Source organism: Promicromonospora sp. NPDC090134, from assembly GCF_044746965.1.
GTDB lineage: Bacteria > Actinomycetota > Actinomycetes > Actinomycetales > Cellulomonadaceae > Promicromonospora.
Genome location: NZ_JBIVCZ010000017.1, coordinates 17778 through 42997, shown reverse-complemented (window position 1 = coordinate 42997; position 25220 = coordinate 17778). Strand labels below are relative to the sequence as shown.

The window sequence follows — 25220 nt, the reverse complement described above, 5'->3', positions numbered from 1 at the left end:
GTCCCACCATGCGGACAACTGTGAGACATCGGGGAAAGATCCTTGATTCAGAGCAGATCCTCCCTACCCCGTTCGCGGACCGCGGCGACCACGTCCTTGACCTGCTGCGCACGCGCGCGCGTGGTCACCAGGAGCGCGTCGGGCGTGTCCACGACGACGACGTCGTCCAGCCCCAGCACCGTCACCAGCCGGCCGGACGCCGGCACCACCACGGAGCCGGCGCTCTCGATGCGCAGCACGTCGCGCGGGTCGCCGAGCACCTTGGCGCCGCGGTCGTCGTCGGCCGGCAGGAGCACGGCCAGCGAGTTGTAGTCCCCGACGTCGTCCCAGCCGAACGTCCCCGGCACGACGGCGACGCCGCCCGCCTCGGCGACCGGCTCGGCCACCGCGTGGTCGATCGCGATCTTCTCCAGGCCCGGCCACACCTCCGCGAGCACCGCCGCGCGGCGCGGGGTGTCCCACGCGTCGGCGACGGTCCGCAGGCCGTCGTGCAGCGCGGGCCGCTGCTCGGCGAGGTGCCCCAGCAGCACGGAGGTGCGCGAGACGAACATGCCCGCGTTCCAGCGGTACTCGCCCGACGCGAGGTAGGTGCGCGCGGTGGCGGCGTCCGGCTTCTCGGTGAACCCGCGCACGTGCAGCGTGTGCGGCGCGCCCTCGATGCCGAGCGGCTCGCCCGAGCGCACGTACCCGAAGGCGGTCGACGGCCGCGACGCCGCGATCCCGACGGTGGTGACGTAGCCCCCGCGCGCGGCGGCCACGGCCTCGCGGACCGCCAGCTCGAACGCGCGCGTCCCGTGGATCACGTGGTCGGCGGCGAACGAGCCGATCACCACGTCGCCGTGCCGCTTCTCCAGGACGGCCGCCGCCAGCCCGATCGCCGCCATGGACTCGCGCGGCGACGGCTCGGCGAGCACCGCGTCGTCCGACAGCCCCGGGAGCTGCGCGCGGCAGGCCGCGACGTGCTGCTCCCCGGTGACCAGGACCACGCCGTCAGGACCCGCCAGCGGGCGCAGCCGGCGCTCGGTGGCCTGGAGCAGGGACTGGCCCGATCCCACGAGGTCGTGCAGGAACTTGGGCTCCCCGCCGCGCGACAGCGGCCAGAGCCGGGTGCCGGACCCACCGGCGGGTACCACTGCGAAGAAGTCGTCGATCGGGGACGATAGGGCGGCGGCCGAAGTCATGCCCCGCAGGATGTCAGTCGGACAAGGTTCCCGCAGCCAAAACTCGCCGAGATCCGGGCGAACCCTGGCTGATCCCAGGGGCGGGTCCGGGCAGCAACGCACGAGCAACCTGACGGGTGCCCGAAGCCACGACATCTCCCCTGTGGGATCAGTCACAAATGCCGTGTCTTGATGCCCGCGAGGGCTGCCGGGCGGCGATCGAGGCGAACCTTTGTCATTACAGTGGGGACCAGCCACCCCCCAGCCGGACAGCCATAGGAGGCTCCCGAAGTGCCCACCGCACCAGCAGGCACGTTGTACCGCGGCCGCGAAGGCATGTGGTCGTGGGTCGCGCACCGCGTGACCGGCGTGCTGATCTTCTTCTTCTTGCTCGTGCACGTGCTCGACACAGCCCTGGTGCGCGTGTCCCCCGAGGCGTACAACGCCGCGATCGGCACGTACCAGACCCCGATCATGGGGCTCGGCGAGGCCGGGCTCGTGGCCGCGATCGTCTTCCACGCCTTCAACGGCATCCGCATCATCCTGGTGGACTTCTGGGCCAAGGGCCCCAAGTACCAGAAGGTCATGCTGTGGGTCGTCGTCGGCCTCTTCGTCGTGACCATGGCGGGCTTCCTGCCGCGCCACCTCGTCAACGTCTTCACCGGGGGTCACTGATGGCACACGGAACCGCTGCGGTGGCCAAGATCGACTCCCCCCGCTCCCCGTACGCGCGCCGCAAGACGACGCGCGGCAACTACGAGCTGTACTCCTGGGTCTTCATGCGGGCGTCCGGTGTGGTGCTGATCGTCCTGATCTTCGGGCACCTGTTCGTGAACCTGATGGTCGGCGACGGAGTGCACGCCATCGACTTCGGCTTCGTTGCCGGCAAGTGGGCGAGCCCGCTGTGGCAGGTCTGGGACCTGCTCATGCTGTGGCTCGCGATGATCCACGGCACCAACGGCGTGCGCACCATCATCAACGACTACGCGACGCGGGACCTGACGCGCGGCATCCTCAAGGGCCTGCTGCTCCTCGCGTTCACCGTCGTGGTCGTGCTCGGCACCCTCGTGATCTTCACGTTCGACCCGTGCCCCCCGGACGCCCCCGCAGAGCTGCTCGCCTCCTTCTGCACGGCCTAGCGCTCCCGCACGACCGGCACACCCCCAGCCCCACACTCCGAACCTCATAGCAGGAGGCATCGAGCCCGATGCAGACCCATCAGTACGACGTCGTGATCGTCGGCGCCGGCGGCGCAGGAATGCGCGCCGCCCTCGAGTCGTCGAAGGAGGCCCGCACCGCGGTGATCTCCAAGCTGTACCCCACCCGCTCCCACACGGGTGCCGCCCAGGGCGGCATGGCCGCGGCCCTCGCCAACGTCGAGGACGACAACTGGGAATGGCACACCTTCGACACCGTCAAGGGCGGCGACTACCTCGTCGACCAGGACGCGGCCGAGATCCTCGCGAAGGAAGCCATCGAGTCGGTCCTCGACCTGGAGCGGATGGGCCTCCCGTTCAACCGCACCCCCGAGGGCAAGATCGACCAGCGCCGGTTCGGCGGGCACACCCGGGACCACGGCCAGTCCGCCGTGCGCCGCGCGTGCTACGCCGCCGACCGCACCGGCCACATGATCCTCCAGACGCTCTACCAGAACTGCGTCAAGCAGGACGTCGAGTTCTTCAACGAGTTCTACGTGCTGGACCTCATCACCGACCACGACCTCACCACCGAGGAGATCGCGGACGGCGAGGAGGTCAACGCCACCGGCGTGGTCGCCTACGACCTGGCCACCGGCGAGATCCACGTGTTCCAGGCCAAGGCGATCATCTTCGCCACGGGCGGCGCCGGGAAGATCTTCAAGACCACCTCGAACGCGCACACCCTGACTGGTGACGGCATGGCGCTGGCGTACCGCCGCGGCCTGCCGCTGGAGGACATGGAGTTCTTCCAGTTCCACCCGACGGGCCTCGCGGGCCTGGGCATCCTCCTGTCGGAGGCCGCCCGCGGCGAGGGCGGCATCCTGCGCAACTCCGAGGGCGAGCGTTTCATGGAGCGCTACGCCCCCACCATCAAGGACCTCGCGCCGCGCGACATCGTCGCCCGGTCCATGGCGAACGAGGTCCGCGAGGGCCGCGGCGCCGGTCCGAACAAGGACTACGTGCTGCTCGACCTGACGCACCTGGAGCCGGCGCACATCGACGCCAAGCTCCCGGACATCACCGAGTTCGCGCGCACCTACCTCGGCATCGAGCCCTACACCGAGCCCGTCCCGGTGTACCCCACGGCGCACTACGCCATGGGGGGCGTGCCGACCAACATCCTGGGCGAGGTGCTCCGCGACGGCGTCAACGTCGTCAAGGGCCTCTACGCCGCCGGTGAGGTCGCCTGCGTGTCCGTGCACGGTTCCAACCGCCTCGGCACCAACTCGCTGCTCGACATCAACGTGTTCGGCAAGCGCTCCGGCCGCGCGGCCGCCGCGTATGCCAGGACGGCGACGTTCCACGACCTCCCCGAGGACCCGACCGTCCGCGTGGTCGAACAGCTCGACGAGATGCGCAACCGGCCCCACGGCGAGCGTGTGGCGGACATCCGCAAGGCGCTGCAGGACACCATGGACCTCAACGCCCAGGTGTTCCGTACGGGCGACTCGCTGAACGCGGCCCTGGGCGACATCCGCGAGCTGCAGAAGCGCTACCGCAACGCGTCCGTCCAGGACAAGGGCAAGCTCTTCAACACCGACCTGCTGGAGGCGATCGAGCTGGGCTTCCTGCTCGACATCGCCGAGGTCACCGTGGTCGCGGCGATCAACCGCAAGGAGTCGCGCGGCGGTCACTACCGCGAGGACTTCCCGAACCGCGACGACGCCAACTACATGCTGCACACCATGGCCTACCGGCGCCCCACCGCGGCGTCCGACCAGGCCGAGGGTCACGTCGAGGGCTACTTCGACCACGTCGAGGAGTTCGACGGCTACAAGGTCGTCCTGGGCTCCAAGCCCGTCGTCCAGACCCGGTACGAGCCGATGGAGCGTAAGTACTGATGACTGCCACACTCGAAGCCGCCGCCCCCACCCCCGCCGCGGGCGAGATCCCCTCGTTCACCGTCACGCTGCGCATCCGGCGCTACAACCCCGAGGTGTCCGACGAGGCCACCTGGCAGGACTTCACCGTCGAGGCGCACGGCACCGACCGCATCCTCGACGCCCTGCACAAGATCAAGTGGGACGAGGACGGCTCGCTCACGTTCCGGCGCTCGTGCGCGCACGGGGTGTGCGGGTCGGACGCGATGCGGATCAACGGCCGTAACCGCCTGGCCTGCAAGACGCTCCTGAAGGACGTCAACCCGGACAAGCCGATCACGGTCGAGCCCATCAAGGGCCTGCCGGTCGTCAAGGACCTCGTCGTGGACATGGAGCCGTTCTTCGCCTCCTACCGCGAGATCATGCCGTTCCTCATCACCTCCGGGAACGAGCCGTCCAAGGAGCGCTACCAGTCCCCCGAGGACCGCGCCAAGTTCGACGACACCACCAAGTGCATCCTGTGCGCCGCGTGCACGTCGTCCTGCCCGGTGTTCTGGACGGACGGCCAGTACTTCGGCCCGGCCGCGATCGTGAACGCGCACCGCTTCATCTTCGACAGCCGCGACGAGGGTGGCACGCAGCGCCTGGAGATCCTCAACGACAAGGAGGGCGTGTGGCGCTGCCGCACGACCTTCAACTGCACCGAGGCGTGCCCCCGTGGCATCGAGGTGACGAAGGCGATCCAGGAGGTCAAGCGCGCCATGATCACTCGGGCATTCTGAGCTCTCGCGCTGCTTCCGCCGCGGGCGGAAGGTAGTGGCGGCCGGCCTCGCTCACGCGCCCCAGGGGGCGCTCCGCTACGGCTTTACGGCCGGCCGCCACTACCTTCCGCCCGCGGCTCTTCTGTCGGCGAGCCGTCCGCATCCCCTCGCCCGGCAGGAGGCTCGGGGTCGGCCATCCAGGCGCAGGCCATGAGCAGGACCCTGGCCAGCAGGTTGACCAGAACCAGGATGGTCACCACCACCGCGAACGACGCCAGCAGGGCGTTGCGGGCGGCGGCATTCGAGATCACCTCGGTGCCGAGGTAGCGCAGCGCGCCGGCAACGACTCCGACCGCGAGCGAGCCGAGCAGCAGGTCCCGCCAGGCGGGCCGCACGCCGCCCACGTACCGGACCACGGCGGCCACGACGATCGCGTCCAGCGCCAGGGTCACCAGCGCCCCTCCGACGCGTACCGCGAAGGACACCGCGCCACCGTCCAGGCCGAGGCTCTCCAGCGTCCAGGGCACCGCCGCCGAGACCGCCACGCTGGCCGCCGCCGTGACGAGCACGCCGACGCCGAGCAGCACGAACCCGAAGAGCTGCCGCAGGCGGTCGGTCACCGGGTTGCCGTGGCCGTCCGTCTCCCCGAACATCGCCTGCACCGACGTACGCAGGGCGCCCATGAAGTTCGTGGCGGACCACAGCAGCACCAGCGCCGCCACGGCCGAGGTCCAGCTCAGGCCGGTGGAGATCACGAGGTCCGTCGGCGACAGCACCCCGCCGCTGCCGGTGTCCACCAGCCCTGGGATCCACGTGTCGATCTGGTCCAGCACCGCGGCCCGCAGGTCGGCGTCGCCGCCGAGCACCCGCACGAACACGGTGTAGCCGATCGCGAGGGCCGCGAACAGGGAGAACAGGGCGGCGTAGGCCATGCCTCCGCTGAGCACGGCGCCGTTCGCCGTGTTGAACCGGGTCAGTGCCCGGCCGGGACGGGTCGCCTCCCAGCGCGCCCAGAGCGCCCGCCCCCACTCGATCAGCCGTCTCATCGCGACGAGACTAGACGCCGAGGGGGAACGCCGCCTGTGGTCGCCAGATCCCGTCGTCGCCGTGCTCGTACTGGTAGAACCGGTCGACGTCGAAGTCCGCGGAGTAGTCCGCCATCGCCTCGAACGCCTTGTCCAGGTCGGCGTCCGGCACCTCGTGCGCGATGGTCACGTGCGGGTGGTAGTTGAACCGCAGCTCGCCGTCCAGGATCCCCGAGCGCACGCTCGCCTCGAGCCGCTCGCACTCGGAGATGCCCTGGGCCAGGGCCACGAACACCACCGGCGAGATGGGCCGGAAGGTGGCCGTGCCGCGCAGCCGCACGGTGAACGGCGGCGCGGCGGCGGCCACCGAGGCCAGGTGGTCCCGCGCCTCGGCGAGCCGCCCGGCGTCGAGCAGCGTGGGTCCCAGCAGCGTGATGTGCGGAGGGATGAAGTTCGCGAGCGGGTCGTCGGCAGCCACCCGCGCCGCGCTGAGCTGCGCGGCGTAGGGCTCCGGGATCTCGATCGCGATCCCGATGCGGACCTGGCCCGGTCCGCGCTCGGGGAGGTTCACCGTTCGCCTCGCGCGGGCAGCAGCCCGAACCGTTCGTACATCCGGTCCAGCACCGGGCGGGCGATCGCGCGAGCCCGGTCGGCGCCGTCGGCCAGCACCTTGTCGAGCTGCGCGGGGTCCGCGAGGTACGTGTCGGCCCGGGCCTGGAACGGCTCGAGGAACGCGACGACGGCGTCGGCCAGGTCCACCTTGAGGTAGCCGTAGCCGCGGCCGTCGTACTCCTGGGCGATCGCGTCGATGTCGCGGCCGGTCACGGCCGAGAAGATCGTCAGCAGGTTCGAGATGCCCGGCTTCTCGGCGGGGTCGAAGCGCACGCCGTACGACTCGTCGGCGTCGGTCACGGCCGACTTGATGGCCTTGACCGCCTTCTTGGGGTCCTCCAGCAGCCAGACGACGCCCTTGCCGCCCGCGCTGGACTTGCTCATCTTGGCGCTGGGGTCCTGCAGGTCCTGGATCTTCGCCACGGCCTTGACGATGTGCGCGTCCGGCACGACCGCGGTCCCCGCGCCGAAGCGGGTGTTCAGCCGCTCCGCGAGGTCCCGGGTGAGCTCCAGGTGCTGGCGCTGGTCCTCGCCCACGGGGACCAGGCCGGCGTCGTAGAGCAGGATGTCGGCCGCCATCAGCACGGGGTAGGTGAAGAGCCCGACGGTGGTGCCCTCGCTGCCCTGCTTCGCGGACTTGTCCTTGAACTGCGTCATGCGCCCGGCCTCGCCGAACCCGGTCTGGCAGCTCAGCAGCCACGCCAGCTCGGCGTGCGCCGCCACGTGCGACTGCACGAAGAGGGTGGACCGCTCCGGGTCGATGCCGCCGGCCAGGTACTGCGCCGCGGTGCGACGGGTGCGCTCGCGCAGCAGCGCCGGGTCGGGGTTGACCGTCAGCGCGTGCAGGTCGACGACGCAGTAGAGCGCGTCGTAGGAGTCCTGCAGCGCGATCCACTGGGACAGGGCACCGATGTAGTTGCCCAGGTGGAGCGAGCCGTCGGTCGGCTGCATCCCGGAGAAGATGCGCTTCCGGGTGGGGTGGTCGGCCACGGCAGCAGTGTCCGGCGCGGTCGGGGTGTGGGACGACATGGCCAACATTCTGGCAGGTCCATGCGCGCTCACCGAATCCTCAGGTCGCTTCGTCGTCGTACGGCGCCTTCCCGGGTTCCGCGGCCGGTCCGGCCGACGTCGCTGACATGCCGTTGCGGGCCGCCACCCCGTCCGCGGCCCGCGCGGCGGCGGACCGGGAGTACTCGGACGGGCTGTCGTCCATCAGCGCGTCCCGCACGATCCTGCGCGGGTCGTACTGGCGCGGGTCGAGCTTGGACCAGTCGACGTCGCTGAACTCCGGCCCGAGCTCGTCGTCGACGCGGGCCTTGGCGTTCTGGAGCAGGTCGCGGCCGCGGCGCACCATCGCGCCGAGCTGCTCCGCGTAGGTGGGCAGCCGCTCCGGGCCGATGACGAGCATCGCGATCACGATGATGATCACGAACTCCCAGCCGTTGATACCGAACACGGGTCAGAGCCTACTCGCGTCGCGGGACGGCCCGGAGAACACCGGATGAATCCCGTTCACTGGCCGCTCGACCGCTCTTCGAGCACCACGCGGACCTCGCGCTCGTCGTTCCCGGAGCGCACCTGGAGGGTCACCGGGTCGCCGGGCGCCTTGGCGCGGATCGCGACGATGAGCTCGTCGGCCACCGACACGGGGCGGCCGTCGACCGCGAGGATGACGTCGCCCGGCTTGATGCCCGCCTGGTCGGCGGGACCGTCCGGCGTCACCGCGGGCGTGCCCTGCTGGGCCTCCTCGGACACCTGGACGCCCTCGCCCTGGTAGCTGGGGTCCAGCAGCACGCCGATGATCGGGAACGTCGCGGTGCCCGTCTCGATGAGCTGCTCGGCCGTGTGCCGCGCCTGGTTGGACGGGATGGCGAAGCCGAGGCCGATGTTGCCGGTCGCGGTGGCGGTGCCCGGCCCCTGCGCGATGGCCGAGTTGATGCCGATCACCTCGCCCGCCGAGTTGACGAGCGGGCCGCCGGAGTTGCCCGGGTTGATCGCGGCGTCCGTCTGGATGGCGTCGATGAACGCCGCCTCCGCGGACTCCCCCGCCTTGACCGGGCGGTGCAGCGCGCTGACGATGCCGGTGGTCACCGTGGCCTCCAGGCCCAGCGGCGAGCCGACGGCGAGCACCGAGTCGCCGACCACGACGTCGTCGGAGTCGCCCAGCACGAGCGGCTCCAGCCCCGTCTCCTCGACCCGGATGACGGCGAGGTCGTAGTCCGGCGTGGCCCCCACCAGCTCGGCGGGCTGCTCGTGGCCGTCCGAGAAGGTGACCGTCACGTCCGCCCCTGAGGCCGCCTCGGCGACCACGTGGTTGTTCGTGAGGATGTAGCCCTCGGACTTCAGGATCATGCCCGACCCGGTGGCCACGCCCTGCTGGGCACGCACCTCGATCGAGACCACGCTCGGCAGCGTCGCGGCGGCGATCGCGGCCACCGAACCCTCCGGGCGGTCCACGTGGGTGGTGCCCGCGGCGGGCCGGGGCAGCGCGGCGTCGGCCGGGCGCGCCGTCCCGCGGGCGTCCAGCAGCGCGTAGGCGCCGACGCCGCCGCCGGCACCGGCGAGCAGACCCAGCAGCACGACGGCGGACACCGCCCCCGCGCCGAGCCTGCTCCGGCGCGACCGGGGCGGCTGTGCCGTGCCGTACGGGGCGGATCCGTGGGGCCCCGTGCCGTGCGGGTCGGTCCCCGCGTGGGACGTGGACGGGTGCTCGGAGCCCGTGTGCGGCGCCTGCGCGTCCTGCCCGGCGGCCGAGGGCGCGGGGATCGTCGTCAGGTAGCCCGTCGCCGGAAGCTGCTGGGTCGGCTGGCCCTGCGTCGGCCGGCCCTGGGCCGGGACGTGCTGGGCCGGGAGCTGCTCCGTCGGGCGCTCGGCGGCCGGCTGGTCTGCCGGCGTCCCCGTGGGCGCGGGTTCGGGCGTGCGTCCCGCGGCCGGCGCCGGCTCGTTCGCGGGGGGCACTGCTGCGCGCGGTGTGGGAGGCGCGAACGGGTTCTCGTCGGTCATGGGCTTTCGATGGCTCCTGTCACGGTGTGCCACCCGCGGGCGATGCGGGGCAGGACCCCGGCATCGTAGCCATGCTCACCGAACGATGCCACGAGCTCGGTCAGCACCTCCTCCGGCGCGTCGGCGACGACGTCGACCACCATGTCCTCGGACTGCCACGCCACGTGGGCGGGCTCCGTGGCGAGCACCTGGACGCCGCCGACCGTCGTACCGCCCTGGGCGAGCTGCCCGGCGCGCTCGCGCACCACGGCGTGACCCGAGGGCCCGGTGAGGTCGATCTCCAGCGTCTGGCCCTGGTCGCCCACCAGGCGCATGGCCGAGACCGTGTAGCCGTCGGGCAGGTCGGCGGGCGCCACCCAGCCGTTGTCCGTGGCCCAGTCGAGCGCGGCGGGCGTGACCTGACCGGGGGCCACGTCGAGCTCCGCGAGCACGTCCTGGCCGGCCGCCGCGGCGTCGGGCCCCGTGCGGCCGAGCATCGTCATGCTGGTCTGCGCGGAGAGCTGCGGGGACACCACGGGCATGTCGCCGAGCGTGAAGAGCGCGAGGCCCAGGACGCCCGCGCCGCCGACGCCGAGCGCGGTGATCCGGGCGGTCCTGCGGCGGCGGGCCGGGCGGTCGATCCGGCCGTCGAAGTCGCCGAGCCCCGAGGCCTGCCACACCGGCGCGGCGAGTGGGTCCGGCCCGAGGAACGGTCGGCGCAGCGGGTCCTCGTCCGTGGACGGGATGCTGGCCTGGAGCGCCATGAGGCGGGCGGTGAGGGCCGGGTCGGGCACCACGTCGGCGGCCGACGAGAGCGCCCGCCGGGCGGCGCGCGCCGTGTCGAGCTCGCGGGCGCACAGGCGGCACATCGTCACGTGGGAGAGCGCGCGCTCCGTCTCTGCGGGCGAGAGCTGCCCGTCGGCCAGCGCGCTGACCAGGTCACCGAGGTGGCTCATCGCACGCCCCCGCGCGTCGGCGCGAGGTGCTCCAGCGCGTCGCGGAGCTGGGCGCGGGCGCGGTGGATCCGGGAGCGCACGGTGCCGAGCTTGACGCCCAGGGTCACGGCGATCTCCTCGTAGCTCAGGCCCTCGATGTCGCACAGCACCACGGCAGCTCGGTACTCGGGGCGCAGGGCGTCGAGCGCCTTCTGCACGTCCTCGTCGAGGTTGGCGTGCTCGTACCCGCGCTCCGGCCGGCCGAAGTCACCGGTGTCGGCGACGTGGCCGTCGTCGTCACCCATCGCCTCCATGCGGATGCGCTTCTTGCGGCGCGCCTGGTCCAGGAACAGGTTGGTGGTGATGCGGTGCAGCCAGCCCTCGAACGTGCCCGGCGTGTAGCTGGACAGCGAACGGAACACCCGGATGAAGGTCTCCTGCGTCAGGTCCTCGGCGTCCTGCTTGTTGCCGGTCAGACGGTAGGCGAGCCGGTAGACGCGCGCGGAGTGCTCGCGCACGATCTCTTCCCAGGTAGGCGGCTGCCAGGGCAGGTCTGCCGCGCCGGCCCCGGAGGGTACCGACGCGGCCGCGTCTGCTGCTGGGCGAGTGCTCACAGAAGTCATCGTCCTCTCAACGTACGTCAAAGCCCAGGCGTTCCCACGGGCTGTACCCTGACGCCGCACGTGATGTACACAACTGCCCGGTTCAGCGGAGGAAGCCATCAGCACAGCGGAGCCGTCAGGCCACGGCAGGGTCGCGGCCTGGGTCTACAGCGAGGCCTTCGTCCCCGAGGACGAGGTGCTGCTGCGCGCCCGCGAACGCGCCTCGGAGCTGGGCTGCACCGCCGTGCTGCCCGGGGTCGGGGCGGTGCTCCGGGTGCTCGCGGCCGCCACGAACGCGCACGCCGTGGTGGAGGTCGGCACGGGGGCCGGGGTGGCCGCGCTCTGGCTGCTGCGGGGCATGCCGCAGGACGGCCAGCTCACCACGATCGACCGGGAGGTGGAGCACCAGCGCGCCGCACGAGCGGCGTTCGTGGAGGACGGCGTGGCCCCGCACCGCACGCGGATCATCCCCGGGCGGCCCGGGGACGTGCTGCCCCGGCTGGCGGACGGCGCCTACGACCTGGTGCTCGTGGCGAGCGACCCGCTCGCATACCCCGAGTACGTGGACGAGGCCCTGCGGCTGCTGCGCCCGGGCGGCGTGCTCGCCGTCGACAGCGCCCTGCTGCGGGACCGGGTGGCGGACCCTGCACGTCGCGACGAACTCACCACCGTGGTGCGCGAGGTGGGCCGGACGCTGCGGAACGACGAGCGGGTGCTGCCCGCCATGCTGCCGAGCGGGGACGGGCTGCTGCTGGCCGTCCGCCGCTGACCTGCCGAGAGGCCGGTTCTCGCGACGGACGGCCGCCGAAAGACTGGAGACCGGGTCGGCCGGGTCAGCCGACGACGGTCTGGAGAGCGTCTCCGAGCTCGCTGGCCTCGGTCGCGTTGAGCTCGACGACGAGCCGACCGCCGCCCTCGAGCGGCACACGCATGACAATGCCGCGCCCCTCCTTGGTGACCTCGAGCGGTCCGTCACCCGTTCGCGGCTTCATCGCAGCCATGTGTGGCTCTCCCATTCCGTTGTCCGGTGTGTAGCAGCATTCATGTCTCCGGCGAACGCCGAGGGCACAGACCCATTCTAGTTCAAATGGCGCCCCTTACTTTCCACTCGCCCATTCGTCGTTCGTTCACCCGACCGGGTGCCCGGAAGGGAGTCGAATCGTGCGTGGGCTCAGGCAAGACCCCTCAGGGCTGCGGCCGGTGGCGCCTCGTCGCGCAGGGCCGCCACGAGGTCGAGCACCCGGCGCGTCGCGACCACGTCGTGGGCCCGGAAGACCCGCGCGCCGAGCCACGCGGCCACCGCCGTCGCGGCCAGCGTGCCCTCCAGTCGCTCCTCGGGCGGCAGGTCGAGCGTCTCCCCCACGAAGTCCTTGCGGGAGAGCGCCATGAGCAAGGGGAAGCCGAGCCCGGCGAGCGCTTCGGTGCGCCGCAGGAGATGCAGCGAGTGCCACGTGTTCTTGCCGAAGTCGTGGGTCGGGTCCACGAGCACGGACTCGCGCGGAACGCCGCACGCCACGGCCCGTTCCGCGGCGGCCCGCAGGGTCGCCACGACGTCGGCCACGAGCCCGTCGCGCCCGTCCTTCTCCCCCGCGCCGCCGGGCGGGGGGTACTCCACGCGGTACGGGTCGGTGCGCGGCAGGGCGCCGCCCGTGTGGGAGCAGACGACGCCGACGCCGGCGGCGCCCGCCACCTCCACGAGGCCGGGATCGTGCCCGGCCCAGGTGTCGTTGACGAGGTCGGCTCCGGCGTCGATCGCGGCGCGGGCCACCCCCGCACGCCACGTGTCGACCGAGACCAGCAGGTCGGGCACGGTACGGCGCACGGCGGCCACGAACGGCACGACGCGCCGGATCTCCTCGGCCTCGTCGACGGGCGCACCGTTGCCCGCCCGCACGCCGCCGACGTCCAGGATCTCGGCGCCGTCGGCCCAGGCGCGCTCCGCGGCGGCCAGCGCCGCGGCGTCGTCGGGCACCCGGGCGGGTGCGTAGAACGAGTCGGTGGTGCGGTTGAGCACCGCCATCACGACCGGGCGCACCTCGCGGCCGGCCCGCCCCACCTCGCGCCCGCGCAGCACCAGCCGCTCGGACGGCGGCGGAACCGCCGTCCCGGGAACCACCGCGCGGTCCACCTAGGAGTTGCCCACGACGGCGTCGTGCCGGCCCGCGACCGACGCCTGCTCGGTGGCGCGCTCTGCCGCGACAGCCGCCTGCAGGGCCGCCTGCTCCGCCGCGATCTGGTGGGCCCGGTCGACGACGTGCCGCACCGCGTCCGCCGGGTCGTCGGTCAGGTGGATGATGTCGAGATCGGCGGCGCTGATGACACCGTGCTCCAGCGCCGTCGTCCGGACCCACTCCAGGAGCCCGCCCCAGTACTTCTTTCCCACCAGGACGATCGGGAACTGGGTGACCTTGTGCGTCTGCACCAGGGTGACGGCCTCGAAGAGCTCGTCGAAGGTACCGAAACCGCCCGGCATGACGATGAATCCCTGCGCATACTTCAGGAACATCGTCTTTCGCGCGAAGAAGTAGCGGAAGTTGATTCCGAGATTGACGTACTCGTTCACGCCCTGCTCGAAGGGCAGCTCGATACCGAGGCCCACGGACGTGCCGCCCGCCTCGGCGGCGCCCTTGTTCGCGGCCTCCATGATCCCGGGCCCGCCACCCGTGATGACGGCGTAGCCGGCCTCGACCAGCAGCCGGCCCACGGTCTCACCGGCGGCGTAGTCCGCGTGCCCCGGCTTGGTGCGCGCCGAGCCGAACACCGAGACGGCCTGGCCGAGCTCGGCCAGCGCGCCGAAACCCTCGACGAACTCGCTCTGGATGCGCAGCACCCGCCACGGGTCGGAGTGCAGCCAGTCGGTGTCCTGGTCGGAGGCCAGGAGTCGCTGGTCCGTCGTGGTGCGCGGGATCTGGTTCCCGCGCAGGAGCACCGGACCACGGCGATAGCCGCGGCCGGACTGTGGAATGCCGTCGTCGCTCATGCGTCCAAACTAGTCGTCCAGGAGCCAGGCTCGCAGCGCGTCCCGGCACTGCGCGAGCTGCGCGACCGGCAGGTGCTCGTCGTCCTTGTGCGCGAGCAGCGGGTCACCGGGCCCGAAGTTCACCGCGGGCACCCCCAGCTCCGAGAACCGGGCGACGTCGGTCCACCCGTACTTGGGGGCAGGGGCGCCACCCGTCGTGGCCAGCACCGACTTCACGAACTGCGCAGCCAGCGGGTCGTCGAGACCCGGGCGGGCGCCGCCGGCGGCGTCGGTCACGAGGACCTCGAAACCGTGGAAGACCTCCCGCAGGTGGGCCTCCGCCTCCGCGACGGAGCGCGAGGGGGCGAATCTGTAGTTCACCTCCACCGTGCACGCGTCCGGGATCACGTTGCCCGCGATGCCGCCCTCGATCCGCACGGCGTTGAGGCCCTCGCGATAGACCAGACCGTCCACCTCGACCTCACGCGGCTCGTAGGCCGCCAACCGGGTCAGCACCGGCGCGACCGCGTGGATCGCGTTCTGCCCGGTCCAGGCCCGCGCCGAGTGCGCGGCGACGCCGTGCGTGCGCACCTCGACGCGCATCGTGCCGTTGCAGCCGCCCTCGATCCCGGCGTTCGAGGGCTCCCCCAGGATCGCGAAGTCGCCCCGCAGGAGCTCGGGGTGGCTGCGCGCCAGCCGGCCCAGGCCGTTCAGCGCGGAGTCCACCTCCTCGTGGTCGTAGAAGATCCACGTCAGGTCGTGGGCGGGCGCGGTGCCGGGCGCCCCGAGCTCGGCCGCCAGCGCGAGGGCCACGGCGACGCCGCCCAGCATGTCGACGGTGCCGCGGCCCCAGAGGACGGCGTCCAGCCCGCCGTCGGTGCCCGCGCCGTCCCGCTCGACCAGCCGGGTCGGCAGGTTGTCCGCGATCGGCACGGTGTCGATGTGCCCGGCCACGACGACGCGCCGGTCGCGGCCGAGGTGCGTCCGGGCCACCAGGGCGTCGCCGTCGCGCAGCACCTCCAGGTGCGGGAGGCCCCGCAGGACCGCCTCGATCGCGTCGGCGAGGGCCTTCTCGTCGCCGCTGACGGACGGGATGTCGCAGAGGATCCGGGTGAGGGCGACCAGGTCGGCACCCTCACCGGACGGGTCGAGCAGGGCAGGGTCGATCGCGGTGTCCACAGGGCAAGCCTATGGGCTCCGCGTGGCCGTTAGGCTGGACGCATGACGACCGCATGGGGCTTCGGCCTTGCCACGATCGCCGACGACGGCACCACCCTCGACACCTGGTACCCGGCGCCCGCCCTCGGCGACGCGCCCGCCGGCGCCACGCCGCCCGAGTCGCTCGCCGCGGCCGCCGGCACGGACGACGTGCGGCGGGTCCGGCTCGAGGTCGTGACCACGCAGATCGACCTCGCCGACCCGCCCACGAGCGTCTCCGACGCGTACCTGCGGCTCCACCTGCTGTCCGCCCGCCTGGTCCGCCCGCACGGGCTCAACATGGACGGCATCTTCGGGGCCCTGACGAACGTGGTCTGGACCAGCGCCGGCCCGTGCGCCGTGGACGGCTTCGAGGAGACCCGTCTGCGCCTGCGGACGCGCGGCCACGTCACCGTGTTCGGCGTCGACAAGTTCCCCCGCATGGTCGACTACCTCGTCCCGTCGGGCGTCCGCATCGCCGACGCCGACCGCGTCCGCCTCGGCGCGTACCTCGCACCGGGCACCACCGTGATGCACGAGGGCTTCGTCAACTTCAACGCGGGCACGCTCGGCACGTCCATGGTCGAGGGCCGCATCTCGGCGGGCGTCACGGTCGGCGACGGGTCCGACGTCGGCGGCGGCGCATCGATCATGGGCACCCTGTCCGGCGGCGGCAAGCAGGTCGTGTCGCTCGGCGAGCGCTGCCTGCTGGGCGCCAACGCGGGCCTCGGCATCCCCCTCGGCGACGACTGCGTGGTCGAGGCCGGCCTGTACCTCACGGCGGGTACCAAGGTGACGGTGCTCGGCGCGGCGGCCGACCCGTACGGCGACGGCACCGCCCCCGTCAAGGCGCGCGACCTCGCAGGCCGCAGCAACCTGCTGTTCCGGCGCAACTCCACCACGGGCGCCGTCGAGGTGCTCGACCGGACCGGCGTCGGCATCGAGCTCAACGAGGTGCTGCACACCAACTGAGGCACGCGTCCCCGTTTTGCACCATCCCTGACCAGGCGGATTACAATTCGTGGCCCTCCTGATACCGCCCCGGACGACAGGGAGCTCGTATGGCCCTCCTGGCTGAGACCGGTTCGTCGGTCCCGCCACCCGCAGACGGCTCCACGCCGCCGCGGTCGGTCGGGCGCGCCCTGAAGTACGTCGTGGCGGTCGGGGCCGTGTGCGTGGTCGCGACCGTGGGCGTCGTCGTGGGGCTGAACCGCCTCGCGGGGTCCGGCCCCGTGACCGAGCGCTGCACGGCGGTGCTGGAGGACGCGAACTGGTACCTCTCGCCCGACCAGGCGGACAACGCGGCGCTCGTGGCCGGCACCGCGGTGGCCCGCGGCCTGCCCGCCCGGGCGGCCACGATCGGCCTGGCCACGGCGCTGCAGGAGTCCAAGCTCATCAACATCGACTACGGCGACCGCGACTCCGTGGGGCTGTTCCAGCAGCGGCCGTCCCAGGGCTGGGGCACCGTCGACGAGATCCTCGACCCGGCCTACTCGACCAACGCCTTCTACGACGTGCTGGTCGAGGTCGAGGGGTACGAGGACATGGAGGTGACGGACGCCGCGCAGACCGTGCAGCGCTCCGCCTACCCCGACGCGTACGCCCAGCACGAGACGCGGTCGCGCGCCTGGGCCTCGGCCCTCACGGGCAACTCCCCCGCCGCCCTGTCCTGCGAGCTCGCCCCGGTGGCCGACGGCGACCAGATCGCCCCCGAGGCCGCCCGCGACGTCGTGGCGGGCCGCCTGGGCCGGGACCTCGGGCTCGCGCCCGCGACCGGTGCGGCGGACCCCAACCGGCAGGACCCGGCGTCGGCGACCGTGACGGTGGACGCGACGCCGCTGACGCCCGACGACCCGGTGCGCGGCGCCTGGGCCACCGCCCAGTGGGCCGTCGCGACGGCCCAGGCCACGCAGGCGGTCGAGGTGCACGTGGACGACCAGGTGTGGCTGCGCGACGAGGCCGCCTGGACCGAGGCCGAGACGCGGCTGAACCCCGGCGAGGTCCGCATCACGGTGGACGCCGCGGAGTAGCGGAAACGTGTCAGACCCTCAGGTCACCGGGGTGACCTGAGGGTCTGACACGTCTACGGGGCGGGTCAGTTCCCGCCGTCGGCCATGAAGCCGCTCAGGCCGGAGGGGTTGCCGCCCTCGTCCTGCTTCGGCCGCGGGCGCTCGTAGTCGTCCTCGATGTGCAGCTCCGCGACGTCGTCGCCGAGCTTGTTCAGCAGCGCGTGCCGCGCCTCGCGACGGCGCCGCTGCTCCAGCGGCTCCGGCACGGGAGCCGCCGCGATGAGGCGCTGCGTGTACTCCTCGCTGGGGTGGTGCAGCACCTCCTCGCGCGGGCCCTGCTCCACGATCCGGCCGTTCTGCAGCACCACCACGCGGTGGGCCAGCAGGTCGATCACCGCGAGGTCGTGGCTCACGAAGAGGCAGGCGAACTTGTACCGCTCCTGCAGCGCCGTGAACATCTTGAGCACGTTGGCCTGCACGGACACGTCCAGGGCCGACGTCGGCTCGTCCGCGACCAGCAGCTCGGGGTCGAGCGTCAGGGCGCGGGCGATGCTCACGCGCTGGCGCTGGCCGCCGGAGAGCTCGTGCGGGTACCGGTTGAAGGCGCTGCGCGGCAGCTCGACGGCGTCGAGCAGCTCCAGCACCCGGCGCCGGCGCGACCGGTCGTCGCCCTCCTTGTGCACCACGAGCGGCTCGGCGATCACGTCACCGATCGGCAGGCGCGGGTTGAGCGACGACGCCGGGTCCTGGAACACGACGCCGATGCGCTTGCGCAGGGCCTTGAGCTCCTTGCCGCGCAGCTTGCCGAAGTCGGTCCCGAGGATCGACACCGAACCGGAGGCCGCGGGGATGAGCCCCAGCGCGCACTTGGCGATGGTGGACTTGCCGGAGCCCGACTCCCCCACCAGGCCCACGATCTCGCCCTGCGCCACGGACAGCGACACGTCGTCGACGGCCCGGAAGGTGGGCTTGCCCACCCGGTGGTACTCGATGACGAGGTTGCCCAGGTCGAGCGCGGGCAGGTCCTCGGGCGCCGCCTCGACCGGGGCGACGTCGCCGAACTGGCCCGGCCCGGACCCCAGGTGGGGCACGGCGGCCAGCAGGCGCTTCGTGTACTCGTGCCGCGGGTGGTTGAGCACCTGGTCGGCGGTGCCCGTCTCCACGAGGTCGCCCTTGAGCATGACGGCGACGCGGTCGGCCATGTCCGCCACGACGCCCATGTTGTGGGTGATCAGCAGGATGCCCGTGTTCAGCTTGTCCTTGAGCGAGCGCAGCAGGTCGAGGATGTCGGCCTGTACGGTCACGTCGAGGGCCGTGGTGGGCTCGTCGGCGATGATCACCTTGGGGTCGCACGCGATGGCCATGGCGATGACCACGCGCTGGCGCTGACCGCCGGAGAGCTCGTGCGGGTACTGCTTGAGGCGGCGCTCGGGCTCGGGGATGCCGACCATGGCGAGCAGCTCGGCCGCTCGCGCCATGGCCTGCTTGCCGAACGCGATGCCGTGCAGCTGCAGGCCCTCGGTGAGCTGGTCGCCGATCGTGAGCACCGGGTTCAGGGCGGTCATGGGCTCCTGGAACACCATGGCCACGTCGTTGCCGCGCATGTTGCGCAGGCCCCGGCCGTCGAGGCCGCTGACCTCCTTGTCACCCACGCGGATCGTGCCGCCGACGCGCGCGTTGCGGGGCAGCAGGCCGAGCGCCGTCATCGAGGTGACGGACTTGCCCGAGCCGGACTCGCCCACGAGCGCGACGACCTCGCCGGGCCGGACCTCCAGGTCGATGCCCTTGACGGCGTGCACGTCGCCGAACTCGGTCTTGAACGTGACGTTGAGGTCCTCGAAGGAGAGGACGGCGTCACCGGTCGCCGAAGCAGAGCCCGGCACGCTGATGTCGAGAGTGGTCATTCTCAGTCCTTGCTCCGGTTCTGGCGGGGGTCGAACGCGTCGCGCAGGCCGTCGCCGATGAAGTTCACGCACAGGGCGATGGCGAGGATCATCAGGCCCGGCCACCAGAACAGCCACGGCCGGGTCGTGAACGCGGCCTGGTACTCGGAGATGAGCGTGCCGAGCGAGGTGTCGGGCGCCTGGACACCAAAACCGAGGAAGCTCAGCGAGGTCTCCAGCAGGATCGCGCTGGAGATCGAGAGCGTGGCGGACACGATGATCACGCCGACGGCGTTGGGCAGCACGTGCTTGCTGATGATGCGCCACGGGCTCGTGCCGACCGCCTGGGCGGCGAGCACGAAGTCGCGCTCACGCAGCGAGAGCACCTCACCGCGCACCAGGCGCGCCAGGCTGGTCCAGGTGACCAGGCCGAGCACGAGGGCCAGGCCCCAGATCCCCCAGCCCGACGCCGTCTTGCCGAGCACGGCCGCGACAACCAGCAGGGGGATGACGATGAAGACGTCCGTCAGCCGCATGAGGACCGACTCGACCCAGCCGCGGTAGAAGCCCGCCAGGGCCCCGATCAGCGTGCCCACGACCGTGGAGATGATGCCGACGGCGAAGGCGATGATCAGCGAGAACTGGGTGCCGCGCATGACCAGGGCGAAGTAGTCCTTGCCGCCGGTGTCCTGACCGAAGGGGTACTGCCAGGTGGGTGCGCCGTCACCGATCTTGTCGTACTGCAGCGTGTAGCTGTTGGGCCACCACCCGGGGATCGGGCCGATGCCGATCGACGTGAAGGCCACGATGATGATGATGCCGAGCACGATCATCGAGCTGAGCGCCGCCCGGTGCCGGAAGAACCGGCGGGCGACGAGCTGGCCCTGGCTGTAGGACTTGTCCTCGCCGGGCAGCGGGGCCGCCGAGCCGCCGGCCGCAAGGCCGATCGCGTCGGTGCTGGCCACGGACACCTGGGGCTCGTAGTCCTCGCCGCCAGGGTTGCTGTTCCTGATGTCACTCATGTCTGTGTCTCCTGCCGTGGCCCGCGCTCAGCGCCGGATCCGGGGGTCGAGGGCCGCGTACGCGATGTCTGCCAGCAGGTTCATCAGCACGGCGGCAACGCCCGTGACGAGGAAGAACGCCATGACCGGCGCCGGGTCCACGGCGTTCAGGCCGTCCTGGAACAGCGCGCCCATGCCCTTCCAGCCAAACACCTGCTCGGTGATGACCGCGCCGCCGATGAGGGCCGCGAAGTCGAACGCGACGATCGTCGTGATCGGGATCAGCGCGTTGCGGAAGGCGTGCTTGACGATGACCTCACGCTCCGACAGGCCCTTCGACCGGGCCGTGCGCACGTAGTCCTGGTTCAGGGTCTCGAGCATCGACGAGCGCGTGTACCGCGAGTGCGTCGCCACGGAGACAAGCGTGAGCAGGATGGTCGGCAGCAGGATCTGCGTGGCCATGTCGAGCACCTGCTCCCAGAACCCGCCGGTGAAGTTCGGGGTCTGCGAGCCGATCGTCGAGATGGGTCGCGACTTGACGCCCAGGAAGCTGGCCCAGTGGGCGATCAGGAGGTCCGCGAAGACCATGAGGCTGGTGATGACGCCGGTGATACCGGTGACGAGCATCGACTGCTTGCGGGCGTAACCACCCCAGGCGGCGCCGATGGCCACCGAGACGACGATCGCGAGCACGAACAGCCCGGCGAGCAGCGCCCAGGACGGCTGGTTGACCAGGAGCGGGGCAAAGGCGAGGTAGGCGACAACGCCGACGACGACGGTGGTGAGTGCCGCGTAGAGCGCGCGCCGGTTGCGCAGGCCCGCGACGAGCGCGGTGACGAGCACGCCCGCCGCGGCCGAGACCAGGAGCACGCCGCCGATGCCGAACATCGGGTTGCGCCACCAGTCGAGGGCGTTGAAGACGAACAGCATGATCGTGACGAACGCGAAGACCGCCGCCGCTGTGACCAGCCGGCGTTTCCTGCTCCCGCCCAGCACCGCCTGGATCAGGAATCCCGACACCACGGCGATGATGACTATGGTCCATGGGGCGTACTGGCCCACCGCGATCCAGTTGTTGTACTGGATGGCCGCGTACTCCTTGAGCAGCGTCGCCGCCCAGAAGACCGGCAGCGAGAAGAAGAGGAACGCGCTGAAGGTCACCGAGTAGTCGAAGCCCGAGTACTGGCGGATCGCGGTGAGGATGCCCAGCGCGATGCCGACGACGATGGCGAGCAGCGTGGACACGGTGATAAGGCGCAGCGTCGACACCGCCGCCTGCTGGGTCAGGCCCAGCACGTCGACGCCGTTGATGGTGACGCCGAGGTCGCAGTTCCCGGTGAAACAGCCTCCGACACCCTTGAGCCAGTCCCAGTACCGCTCGTACCACGGATCGTCGAGCCGCATCAGCGCGATCCGCTGGTCGATGAGCTGCTGCTTGTTCTGGACGTTGGACTCGCGCAGGTCCTTGAGCGGATCGCCAGAGTTGATGGTCAGGACATACATGAGCAATGAGGCGCCCAGCAGGACGAGCGCCGAGGCGCCGATGCGCCGGAGGATGAACTTGAGCACGGGTTGGCCCTTCGAGGCGGACGCAGCACGGCGTCTGCTGGGGAATGCGATCAGCGTGTCACTATAGGACACCGGATGAAAATTGCCGCCATTCGCCCAGGTCGGGACGGGAAATAGTCCTGACCTGGAGCGAACAGCCCTACGGGGAAGGGGACCAGAGGCACCCTTCCCCGCAGGTCTTGCGTCAGGCTCGCGTCAGGAGGCGCGGGCCCACTGCTCCGAGTTCCACACGACGCCGCTCTGGGCGGCGGTGTTGCGCACGTTCTCCAGGCTCGAGCTGCTGGCGATGACGCCCGGGTGGGCGAACAGCGGGATACCGAAGAGCGTGTCCCACAGCTGCTTCTCGATGATCACGGTCTGCTCGGCGTGCACCGCCTCGTCCGTGGTCCCGGCCAGCGTCTTCCACGCCTCGTCGACCGTCTCGTCGGAGTAGCCGCCGTAGTTCTGCTGACCCGTGGTCGAGTAGATGTTCTCGCCCGAGGCGATCTGGCCCGAGCCGGCCCAGGCGAACAGCGCCACCTCGTAGTCACCGTTCGGCAGGTCCTTGTCGAAGAAGTCCGGCGCGGCGTTGTCGACGATGTCGAAGCCGACCTGGTCGCACGAGGACTTGATGGCCTCGACCTCGGCGGCACGACGCGGGTTCGGCGCGGCGTAGCCGATGCGAACCTTCTCGCCCTCCTTGAGGCCCGCGGCAGCGAACTTCTCCTTGGCGGCGTCGAGGTCGACCTCGTCGTACTGACCGTTGTAGGACTGCGAGACGACGTCCTCGTAGTTGTCCTGGAACGGGAAGACCTCGCGGGCGTCCATGACGACGGCCTCGGGGGCGATCGGCTTGATCAGGTCGTCCACGATCTTCTGGCGCGGCACGCAGAGCGCGAACGCCTCACGGGCCTCCAGCGAGTCGGAGAAGATGCCCGAGTTGAAGTTGAAGTCGAGGTGCTCCCAGGTCAGGTTCTGGTTGGTGTCCACCGTGACGGCGTCACCGAGCTGCTCGAGCTGCGTCACCGTGTCGACCGTGGGGCCGTTCGGCTGGATGACGTCGAGGTCACCGTTGGCGAGCGCCTGGATCTGGGCGTCGGCGGCGACGAAGCGGATCGTCAGCTCCTTCGTGGCGGCAGGCGTGCCCCAGTACTTGTCGTTCGCCTCGAGGGTGATGTACTGACCGGCCTCCCAGCCGTCCGCCTTGAAGTTGTACGGGCCGCTGACCGGGGCGATCGCCGGGTCCGGAACCTCACCCGGCTGCGACAGCCAGCCCTCGTTCCAGAACTTGGCGGCCTTCTTCAGGACGTCGAGGTCGAGGTCCTGGATGGCGGTGACGAGCTCCTCGGTGGACACGCCGGCCTGCTCGGCGACGACGTGTGCGGGGAACGGCGAGCCGATCTGGATCTTCCAGTCGGCGTACACGCGCTCGTAGTCGTAGGTGAACGACTTCGCGTCCGGGGAGTCCGCCTGCGGGCCCTCGGGGACGTAGTCACCCAGGGTCAGGCCGGAGATGTGGTTGAACAGCGGGACCTCGGAGCCGTCCTTGGTGACCTTGCCGTCCTCGGTGATCGCCTGGACAGCCCAGTCGAGCAGGTAGTCGGCGTAGGTGATCGGGGTGCCGTCGGACCAGGCAGCCTCGTCGTTGAGGGTGTACTCGACCTGCAGCGGGTCCTCGGACAGCGCCTCGTAGGTGCCGTACTCCTCGTCGGTGCAGATGGAACCGTCGTTGCCGAAGTACCAGAAGCCGCCGAAGAGGCGCTCGGTCACCGCGCTGTTGTAGGTGGAGTAGGTCTCCGGGGTGTTCGAGTTGTAGCCGAGGAACTCGTCCTCGACGGACACCTTGATCTCACCGTCGGCGGTGGTGACTTCCCCGAGATCCGCCTTGCACGGGCCGTCGGCCGAGGCCGAGGTCGCAGTGGCTTCACCTTCGGCCGGGTCGTCGCTACCCGCGGGGCTGGTGCACGCCGAGAACAGCAGCGCGCCACTGGCAGCCACCGCGACGGCGGCGCTCAGTCGCCTGATCTTCAATGTTCCTCCTCAGGGGAATGCCGGCGCCGTAGTCACCCCCGACACGCCGCAGCGCTCGGGGGTGAGATGTCCGTCACCGTCATGGTTTCCGCTCACGCTACTCACGCGATGGGAGGGTTTGCCCTACTTCGCCGTTTGCCGGAACTGATCGTTACCGACCTGATATCGCTCCGTAGCGGCACCGTCGCCGCGCATCAAGGACGGAAACAGGGCGGTAACACCTCGGGTGAAATTTCACACCCATCCGTGCGAACGCGCCACCGCGACGAACGCACCCCGGGTCGCGAGCACCTGTTCGGCGGTCAGCGTCGGCACCGCGGCGAGCAGCACCTCGGTCACCTCGACCGCGAGCTCACGCTCGGACGGGCCCTCGCCGTCGGGCCGCGACCCGGCGTCGGGCAGAGGCGGGAGGAAGGTCGGGACGGGCGTGGTGGTCGCACCCGCGCCGACGGCGGCCGACGCCATCGCCGGGGCCAGGGCGGGCGCCGGTGTCACCAGCGTGACCGTCGAGGCCTTCAGGCCCCGGTCGCCGTCCTCCACCGCGAAGTCCACGACCGCGCCCACCGCGAGGTTGCGCTTGTCGAACTCGAGGTCGTTGACGTGGATGAACACGTCGTCCCCACCGGTGTCCGGGGCAACGAACCCATAGCCGCGAACCTCGTCGAACCTGATGACCTTGCCTTGAACCACGGCACACACTCCACCTCGTGAGAAACGCTCCAACTTCGAGTCTAGGACGCTTGTCCAACTCCGCCTGGGCAACGTACACGGCGCTTCTCGCGTTCCGCCCGGGGCCCGTCGTCCCGGGCCGTCGACGGCCGCCGCGGTTCCCAGCCGGTGGCATACCACGTAGCGTGTTCCGGACCCCCGGCACCCGAGGAGCGTCCGCTGAGTACAGAGGTCTGGTACGTGAGCTACGGGTCCAACATGGCCCGGGCCCGGCTGGCCTGCTACCTCGAGGGCGGGTGCCCGCCCGGTGCACGACGCCGCTACCCCGGGGCGCGCGACGGCACCATGCCGCGCGAGGACCGGGCGGTCGAGCTGCCCGGACGCCTCTGGTTCGCGGGCGACTCCGCCGTCTGGGGCGGCGGCACGGCGTTCTACGACCACGACGCCGTGGGTCCGACGCCGGCCCGCGCCTACCGGATCACCGCCGCCCAGCTCGCCGACATCGCGGCCCAGGAGATGCACCGCGTCCCCGGCCTCGACGATCCGCTGGAGGCCACGCTCCGCTCGGGTATCGCGCGGCGCCACACCGCGGGGCCGGGGCGGTACGAGACGCTGATCGCCGTCGGGCGGCTGGACGGGCTGCCGATGCTCACCTTCACCGCGCCGCACGGGCACGCCGGGCGGCCCCACACGGCGCCGTCCCCCGCCTACCTCGCGACGATCGCCGCGGGCCTGCGCGAGGCGTATGGCTGGTCCGACGCCGAGGTGCGAACCTACCTGGCGTCGGTCGTCCCTCGCGACGGCGCCGCCCGGCGGCGCTAGCGTGC

25 protein-coding genes are annotated in these 25220 nt (G+C 71.3%); 8 read left to right on the top strand and 17 right to left on the bottom strand.

Translation table 11 applies throughout. The features are described 5' to 3' along the window. Nucleotides 1-47: 47 nt before the first annotated feature. Nucleotides 48-1181, bottom strand: a complete 1134-nt coding sequence (locus ACIPN7_RS29025; RefSeq protein WP_400550554.1) for a mannose-1-phosphate guanylyltransferase — start codon at nucleotides 1179-1181, stop codon at nucleotides 48-50. Nucleotides 1182-1451: 270 nt separating this feature from the next. On the opposite strand from ACIPN7_RS29025, the gene sdhC reads away from it, so the two are divergent. The 4 genes from sdhC (at nucleotide 1452) to ACIPN7_RS29005 (ending at nucleotide 4961) form a co-directional block, all read left to right on the top strand. Further along, nucleotides 1452-1835, top strand: a complete 384-nt coding sequence (gene sdhC, locus ACIPN7_RS29020) for a succinate dehydrogenase, cytochrome b556 subunit (protein WP_400550552.1) — start codon at nucleotides 1452-1454, stop codon at nucleotides 1833-1835. Beyond that, complete coding sequence (locus ACIPN7_RS29015) at nucleotides 1835-2299, top strand: succinate dehydrogenase hydrophobic membrane anchor subunit (RefSeq protein ID WP_285102741.1); 465 nt, start codon at nucleotides 1835-1837, stop codon at nucleotides 2297-2299. Before sdhC ends, ACIPN7_RS29015 begins: the two co-directional genes overlap by 1 nt. A 68-nt stretch (nucleotides 2300-2367) precedes the next feature. Continuing rightward, nucleotides 2368-4200: a succinate dehydrogenase flavoprotein subunit gene (gene sdhA, locus ACIPN7_RS29010; protein WP_400550550.1), complete on the top strand. Its 1833-nt coding sequence runs from the start codon at nucleotides 2368-2370 to the stop codon at nucleotides 4198-4200. Next, a complete protein-coding gene (locus tag ACIPN7_RS29005) occupies nucleotides 4200-4961 on the top strand; it encodes a succinate dehydrogenase iron-sulfur subunit (RefSeq protein ID WP_400550548.1) in 762 nt (253 codons plus the stop codon). The genes sdhA and ACIPN7_RS29005 overlap by 1 nt, the downstream gene beginning before the upstream one ends. Nucleotides 4962-5044: 83 nt before the next feature. Here the strand turns inward: ACIPN7_RS29005 and ACIPN7_RS29000 are convergent, their stop codons facing one another. Genes ACIPN7_RS29000 through sigE form a run of 7 tightly spaced genes read right to left on the bottom strand, consistent with a single transcriptional unit; the run spans nucleotide 5045 to nucleotide 11117 of the window. After that, nucleotides 5045-5986, bottom strand: a complete 942-nt coding sequence (locus ACIPN7_RS29000) for a YihY/virulence factor BrkB family protein (protein WP_400550546.1) — start codon at nucleotides 5984-5986, stop codon at nucleotides 5045-5047. 10 nt (nucleotides 5987-5996) lie between these two features. Continuing rightward, entirely contained in the window at nucleotides 5997-6536 is a 540-nt protein-coding gene (locus tag ACIPN7_RS28995; RefSeq protein ID WP_400550544.1) for a 2'-5' RNA ligase family protein, read from the bottom strand. Continuing rightward, nucleotides 6533-7606 carry a tryptophan--tRNA ligase gene (trpS, locus tag ACIPN7_RS28990; RefSeq protein WP_400550542.1) on the bottom strand — a complete coding sequence of 358 codons (1074 nt, stop codon included), beginning with the start codon at nucleotides 7604-7606 and terminating at the stop codon, nucleotides 6533-6535. Before trpS ends, ACIPN7_RS28995 begins: the two co-directional genes overlap by 4 nt. 40 nt (nucleotides 7607-7646) lie before the next feature. After that, complete coding sequence (locus tag ACIPN7_RS28985; RefSeq protein WP_400550540.1) at nucleotides 7647-8033, bottom strand: twin-arginine translocase TatA/TatE family subunit; 387 nt, start codon at nucleotides 8031-8033, stop codon at nucleotides 7647-7649. A 56-nt stretch (nucleotides 8034-8089) separates the two neighbouring features. Beyond that, entirely contained in the window at nucleotides 8090-9580 is a 1491-nt protein-coding gene (locus ACIPN7_RS28980) for a trypsin-like peptidase domain-containing protein (RefSeq protein ID WP_400550538.1), read from the bottom strand. Further along, nucleotides 9577-10515: a zf-HC2 domain-containing protein gene (locus ACIPN7_RS28975; RefSeq protein WP_400550537.1), complete on the bottom strand. Its 939-nt coding sequence runs from the start codon at nucleotides 10513-10515 to the stop codon at nucleotides 9577-9579. The genes ACIPN7_RS28980 and ACIPN7_RS28975 overlap by 4 nt, the downstream gene beginning before the upstream one ends. Then, a complete protein-coding gene (sigE, locus tag ACIPN7_RS28970) occupies nucleotides 10512-11117 on the bottom strand; it encodes an RNA polymerase sigma factor SigE (protein ID WP_400550535.1) in 606 nt (201 codons plus the stop codon). Before sigE ends, ACIPN7_RS28975 begins: the two co-directional genes overlap by 4 nt. Before the next feature lie 175 nt (nucleotides 11118-11292). Between sigE and ACIPN7_RS28965 the strand changes: the two genes are divergently transcribed. Beyond that, nucleotides 11293-11865 carry an O-methyltransferase gene (locus tag ACIPN7_RS28965; protein WP_350224564.1) on the top strand — a complete coding sequence of 191 codons (573 nt, stop codon included), beginning with the start codon at nucleotides 11293-11295 and terminating at the stop codon, nucleotides 11863-11865. A 64-nt stretch (nucleotides 11866-11929) separates the two neighbouring features. Here the strand turns inward: ACIPN7_RS28965 and ACIPN7_RS28960 are convergent, their stop codons facing one another. The 4 genes from ACIPN7_RS28960 to dapE all read right to left on the bottom strand — a co-directional run bounded on the left by ACIPN7_RS28960 (nucleotide 11930) and on the right by dapE (nucleotide 15234). Beyond that, nucleotides 11930-12097, bottom strand: coding sequence for a DUF3117 domain-containing protein (locus ACIPN7_RS28960; RefSeq protein ID WP_084467633.1), 168 nt, complete (start codon nucleotides 12095-12097; stop codon nucleotides 11930-11932). A gap of 170 nt (nucleotides 12098-12267) precedes the next feature. Beyond that, a complete protein-coding gene (folP, locus tag ACIPN7_RS28955) occupies nucleotides 12268-13212 on the bottom strand; it encodes a dihydropteroate synthase (protein WP_400550533.1) in 945 nt (314 codons plus the stop codon). Nucleotides 13213-13224: 12 nt separating this feature from the next. After that, a complete protein-coding gene (locus tag ACIPN7_RS28950) occupies nucleotides 13225-14076 on the bottom strand; it encodes a TIGR00730 family Rossman fold protein (protein ID WP_400550532.1) in 852 nt (283 codons plus the stop codon). A 9-nt stretch (nucleotides 14077-14085) separates the two neighbouring features. Next, nucleotides 14086-15234, bottom strand: a complete 1149-nt coding sequence (dapE, locus tag ACIPN7_RS28945) for a succinyl-diaminopimelate desuccinylase (protein WP_400550530.1) — start codon at nucleotides 15232-15234, stop codon at nucleotides 14086-14088. Between the two features lie 42 nt (nucleotides 15235-15276). Between dapE and dapD the strand changes: the two genes are divergently transcribed. Both dapD and ACIPN7_RS28935 read left to right on the top strand, forming a co-directional pair. After that, on the top strand, nucleotides 15277-16224 hold the full coding sequence (gene dapD, locus ACIPN7_RS28940) for a 2,3,4,5-tetrahydropyridine-2,6-dicarboxylate N-succinyltransferase (protein WP_400550529.1): 948 nt from the start codon (nucleotides 15277-15279) through the stop codon (nucleotides 16222-16224). 89 nt (nucleotides 16225-16313) lie between these two features. After that, nucleotides 16314-17282 carry a hypothetical protein gene (locus ACIPN7_RS28935; protein WP_400550527.1) on the top strand — a complete coding sequence of 323 codons (969 nt, stop codon included), beginning with the start codon at nucleotides 16314-16316 and terminating at the stop codon, nucleotides 17280-17282. 65 nt (nucleotides 17283-17347) lie between these two features. Here the strand turns inward: ACIPN7_RS28935 and ACIPN7_RS28930 are convergent, their stop codons facing one another. From ACIPN7_RS28930 to ACIPN7_RS28910, 5 genes are all read right to left on the bottom strand, one after another. Then, the gene (locus ACIPN7_RS28930; protein ID WP_400550525.1) at nucleotides 17348-19165 is read right to left on the bottom strand and encodes an ABC transporter ATP-binding protein; all 1818 of its coding nucleotides are present in this window, start codon (nucleotides 19163-19165) and stop codon (nucleotides 17348-17350) included. Between the two features lie 2 nt (nucleotides 19166-19167). Then, nucleotides 19168-20166: an ABC transporter permease gene (locus ACIPN7_RS28925; RefSeq protein ID WP_400550523.1), complete on the bottom strand. Its 999-nt coding sequence runs from the start codon at nucleotides 20164-20166 to the stop codon at nucleotides 19168-19170. Between the two features lie 27 nt (nucleotides 20167-20193). After that, entirely contained in the window at nucleotides 20194-21714 is a 1521-nt protein-coding gene (locus tag ACIPN7_RS28920; protein WP_400550521.1) for an ABC transporter permease, read from the bottom strand. Between the two features lie 195 nt (nucleotides 21715-21909). Then, entirely contained in the window at nucleotides 21910-23724 is a 1815-nt protein-coding gene (locus tag ACIPN7_RS28915; protein WP_400550519.1) for an ABC transporter substrate-binding protein, read from the bottom strand. A gap of 234 nt (nucleotides 23725-23958) precedes the next feature. Further along, entirely contained in the window at nucleotides 23959-24414 is a 456-nt protein-coding gene (locus tag ACIPN7_RS28910) for a cold-shock protein (RefSeq protein ID WP_400550517.1), read from the bottom strand. A 219-nt stretch (nucleotides 24415-24633) separates the two neighbouring features. Between ACIPN7_RS28910 and ACIPN7_RS28905 the strand changes: the two genes are divergently transcribed. Continuing rightward, on the top strand, nucleotides 24634-25215 hold the full coding sequence (locus ACIPN7_RS28905) for a histone deacetylase (protein WP_400550515.1): 582 nt from the start codon (nucleotides 24634-24636) through the stop codon (nucleotides 25213-25215). The last annotated feature ends 5 nt before the right edge of the window (nucleotides 25216-25220 follow it).

What these genes read in the sequence shown, in the direction of transcription:
- ACIPN7_RS28975 (WP_400550537.1), bottom strand. Translation starts at nt 10,515, where the DNA reads ATGAGCCACCTCGGTGACCTGGTCAGCGCGCTGGCCGACGGGCAGCTC.
- ACIPN7_RS28930 (WP_400550525.1), bottom strand. Translation starts at nt 19,165, where the DNA reads ATGACCACTCTCGACATCAGCGTGCCGGGCTCTGCTTCGGCGACCGGT.
- ACIPN7_RS29000 (WP_400550546.1), bottom strand. Translation starts at nt 5,986, where the DNA reads ATGAGACGGCTGATCGAGTGGGGGCGGGCGCTCTGGGCGCGCTGGGAG.
- ACIPN7_RS28960 (WP_084467633.1), bottom strand. Translation starts at nt 12,097, where the DNA reads ATGGCTGCGATGAAGCCGCGAACGGGTGACGGACCGCTCGAGGTCACC.
- trpS (WP_400550542.1), bottom strand. Translation starts at nt 7,606, where the DNA reads ATGTCGTCCCACACCCCGACCGCGCCGGACACTGCTGCCGTGGCCGAC.
- ACIPN7_RS28950 (WP_400550532.1), bottom strand. Translation starts at nt 14,076, where the DNA reads ATGAGCGACGACGGCATTCCACAGTCCGGCCGCGGCTATCGCCGTGGT.
- ACIPN7_RS29005 (WP_400550548.1), top strand. Translation starts at nt 4,200, where the DNA reads ATGACTGCCACACTCGAAGCCGCCGCCCCCACCCCCGCCGCGGGCGAG.
- ACIPN7_RS29015 (WP_285102741.1), top strand. Translation starts at nt 1,835, where the DNA reads ATGGCACACGGAACCGCTGCGGTGGCCAAGATCGACTCCCCCCGCTCC.
- sigE (WP_400550535.1), bottom strand. Translation starts at nt 11,117, where the DNA reads ATGACTTCTGTGAGCACTCGCCCAGCAGCAGACGCGGCCGCGTCGGTA.
- ACIPN7_RS28980 (WP_400550538.1), bottom strand. Translation starts at nt 9,580, where the DNA reads ATGACCGACGAGAACCCGTTCGCGCCTCCCACACCGCGCGCAGCAGTG.
- ACIPN7_RS28925 (WP_400550523.1), bottom strand. Translation starts at nt 20,166, where the DNA reads ATGAGTGACATCAGGAACAGCAACCCTGGCGGCGAGGACTACGAGCCC.
- ACIPN7_RS28935 (WP_400550527.1), top strand. Translation starts at nt 16,314, where the DNA reads ATGGCCCTCCTGGCTGAGACCGGTTCGTCGGTCCCGCCACCCGCAGAC.
- dapD (WP_400550529.1), top strand. Translation starts at nt 15,277, where the DNA reads ATGACGACCGCATGGGGCTTCGGCCTTGCCACGATCGCCGACGACGGC.
- sdhA (WP_400550550.1), top strand. Translation starts at nt 2,368, where the DNA reads ATGCAGACCCATCAGTACGACGTCGTGATCGTCGGCGCCGGCGGCGCA.
- ACIPN7_RS29025 (WP_400550554.1), bottom strand. Translation starts at nt 1,181, where the DNA reads ATGACTTCGGCCGCCGCCCTATCGTCCCCGATCGACGACTTCTTCGCA.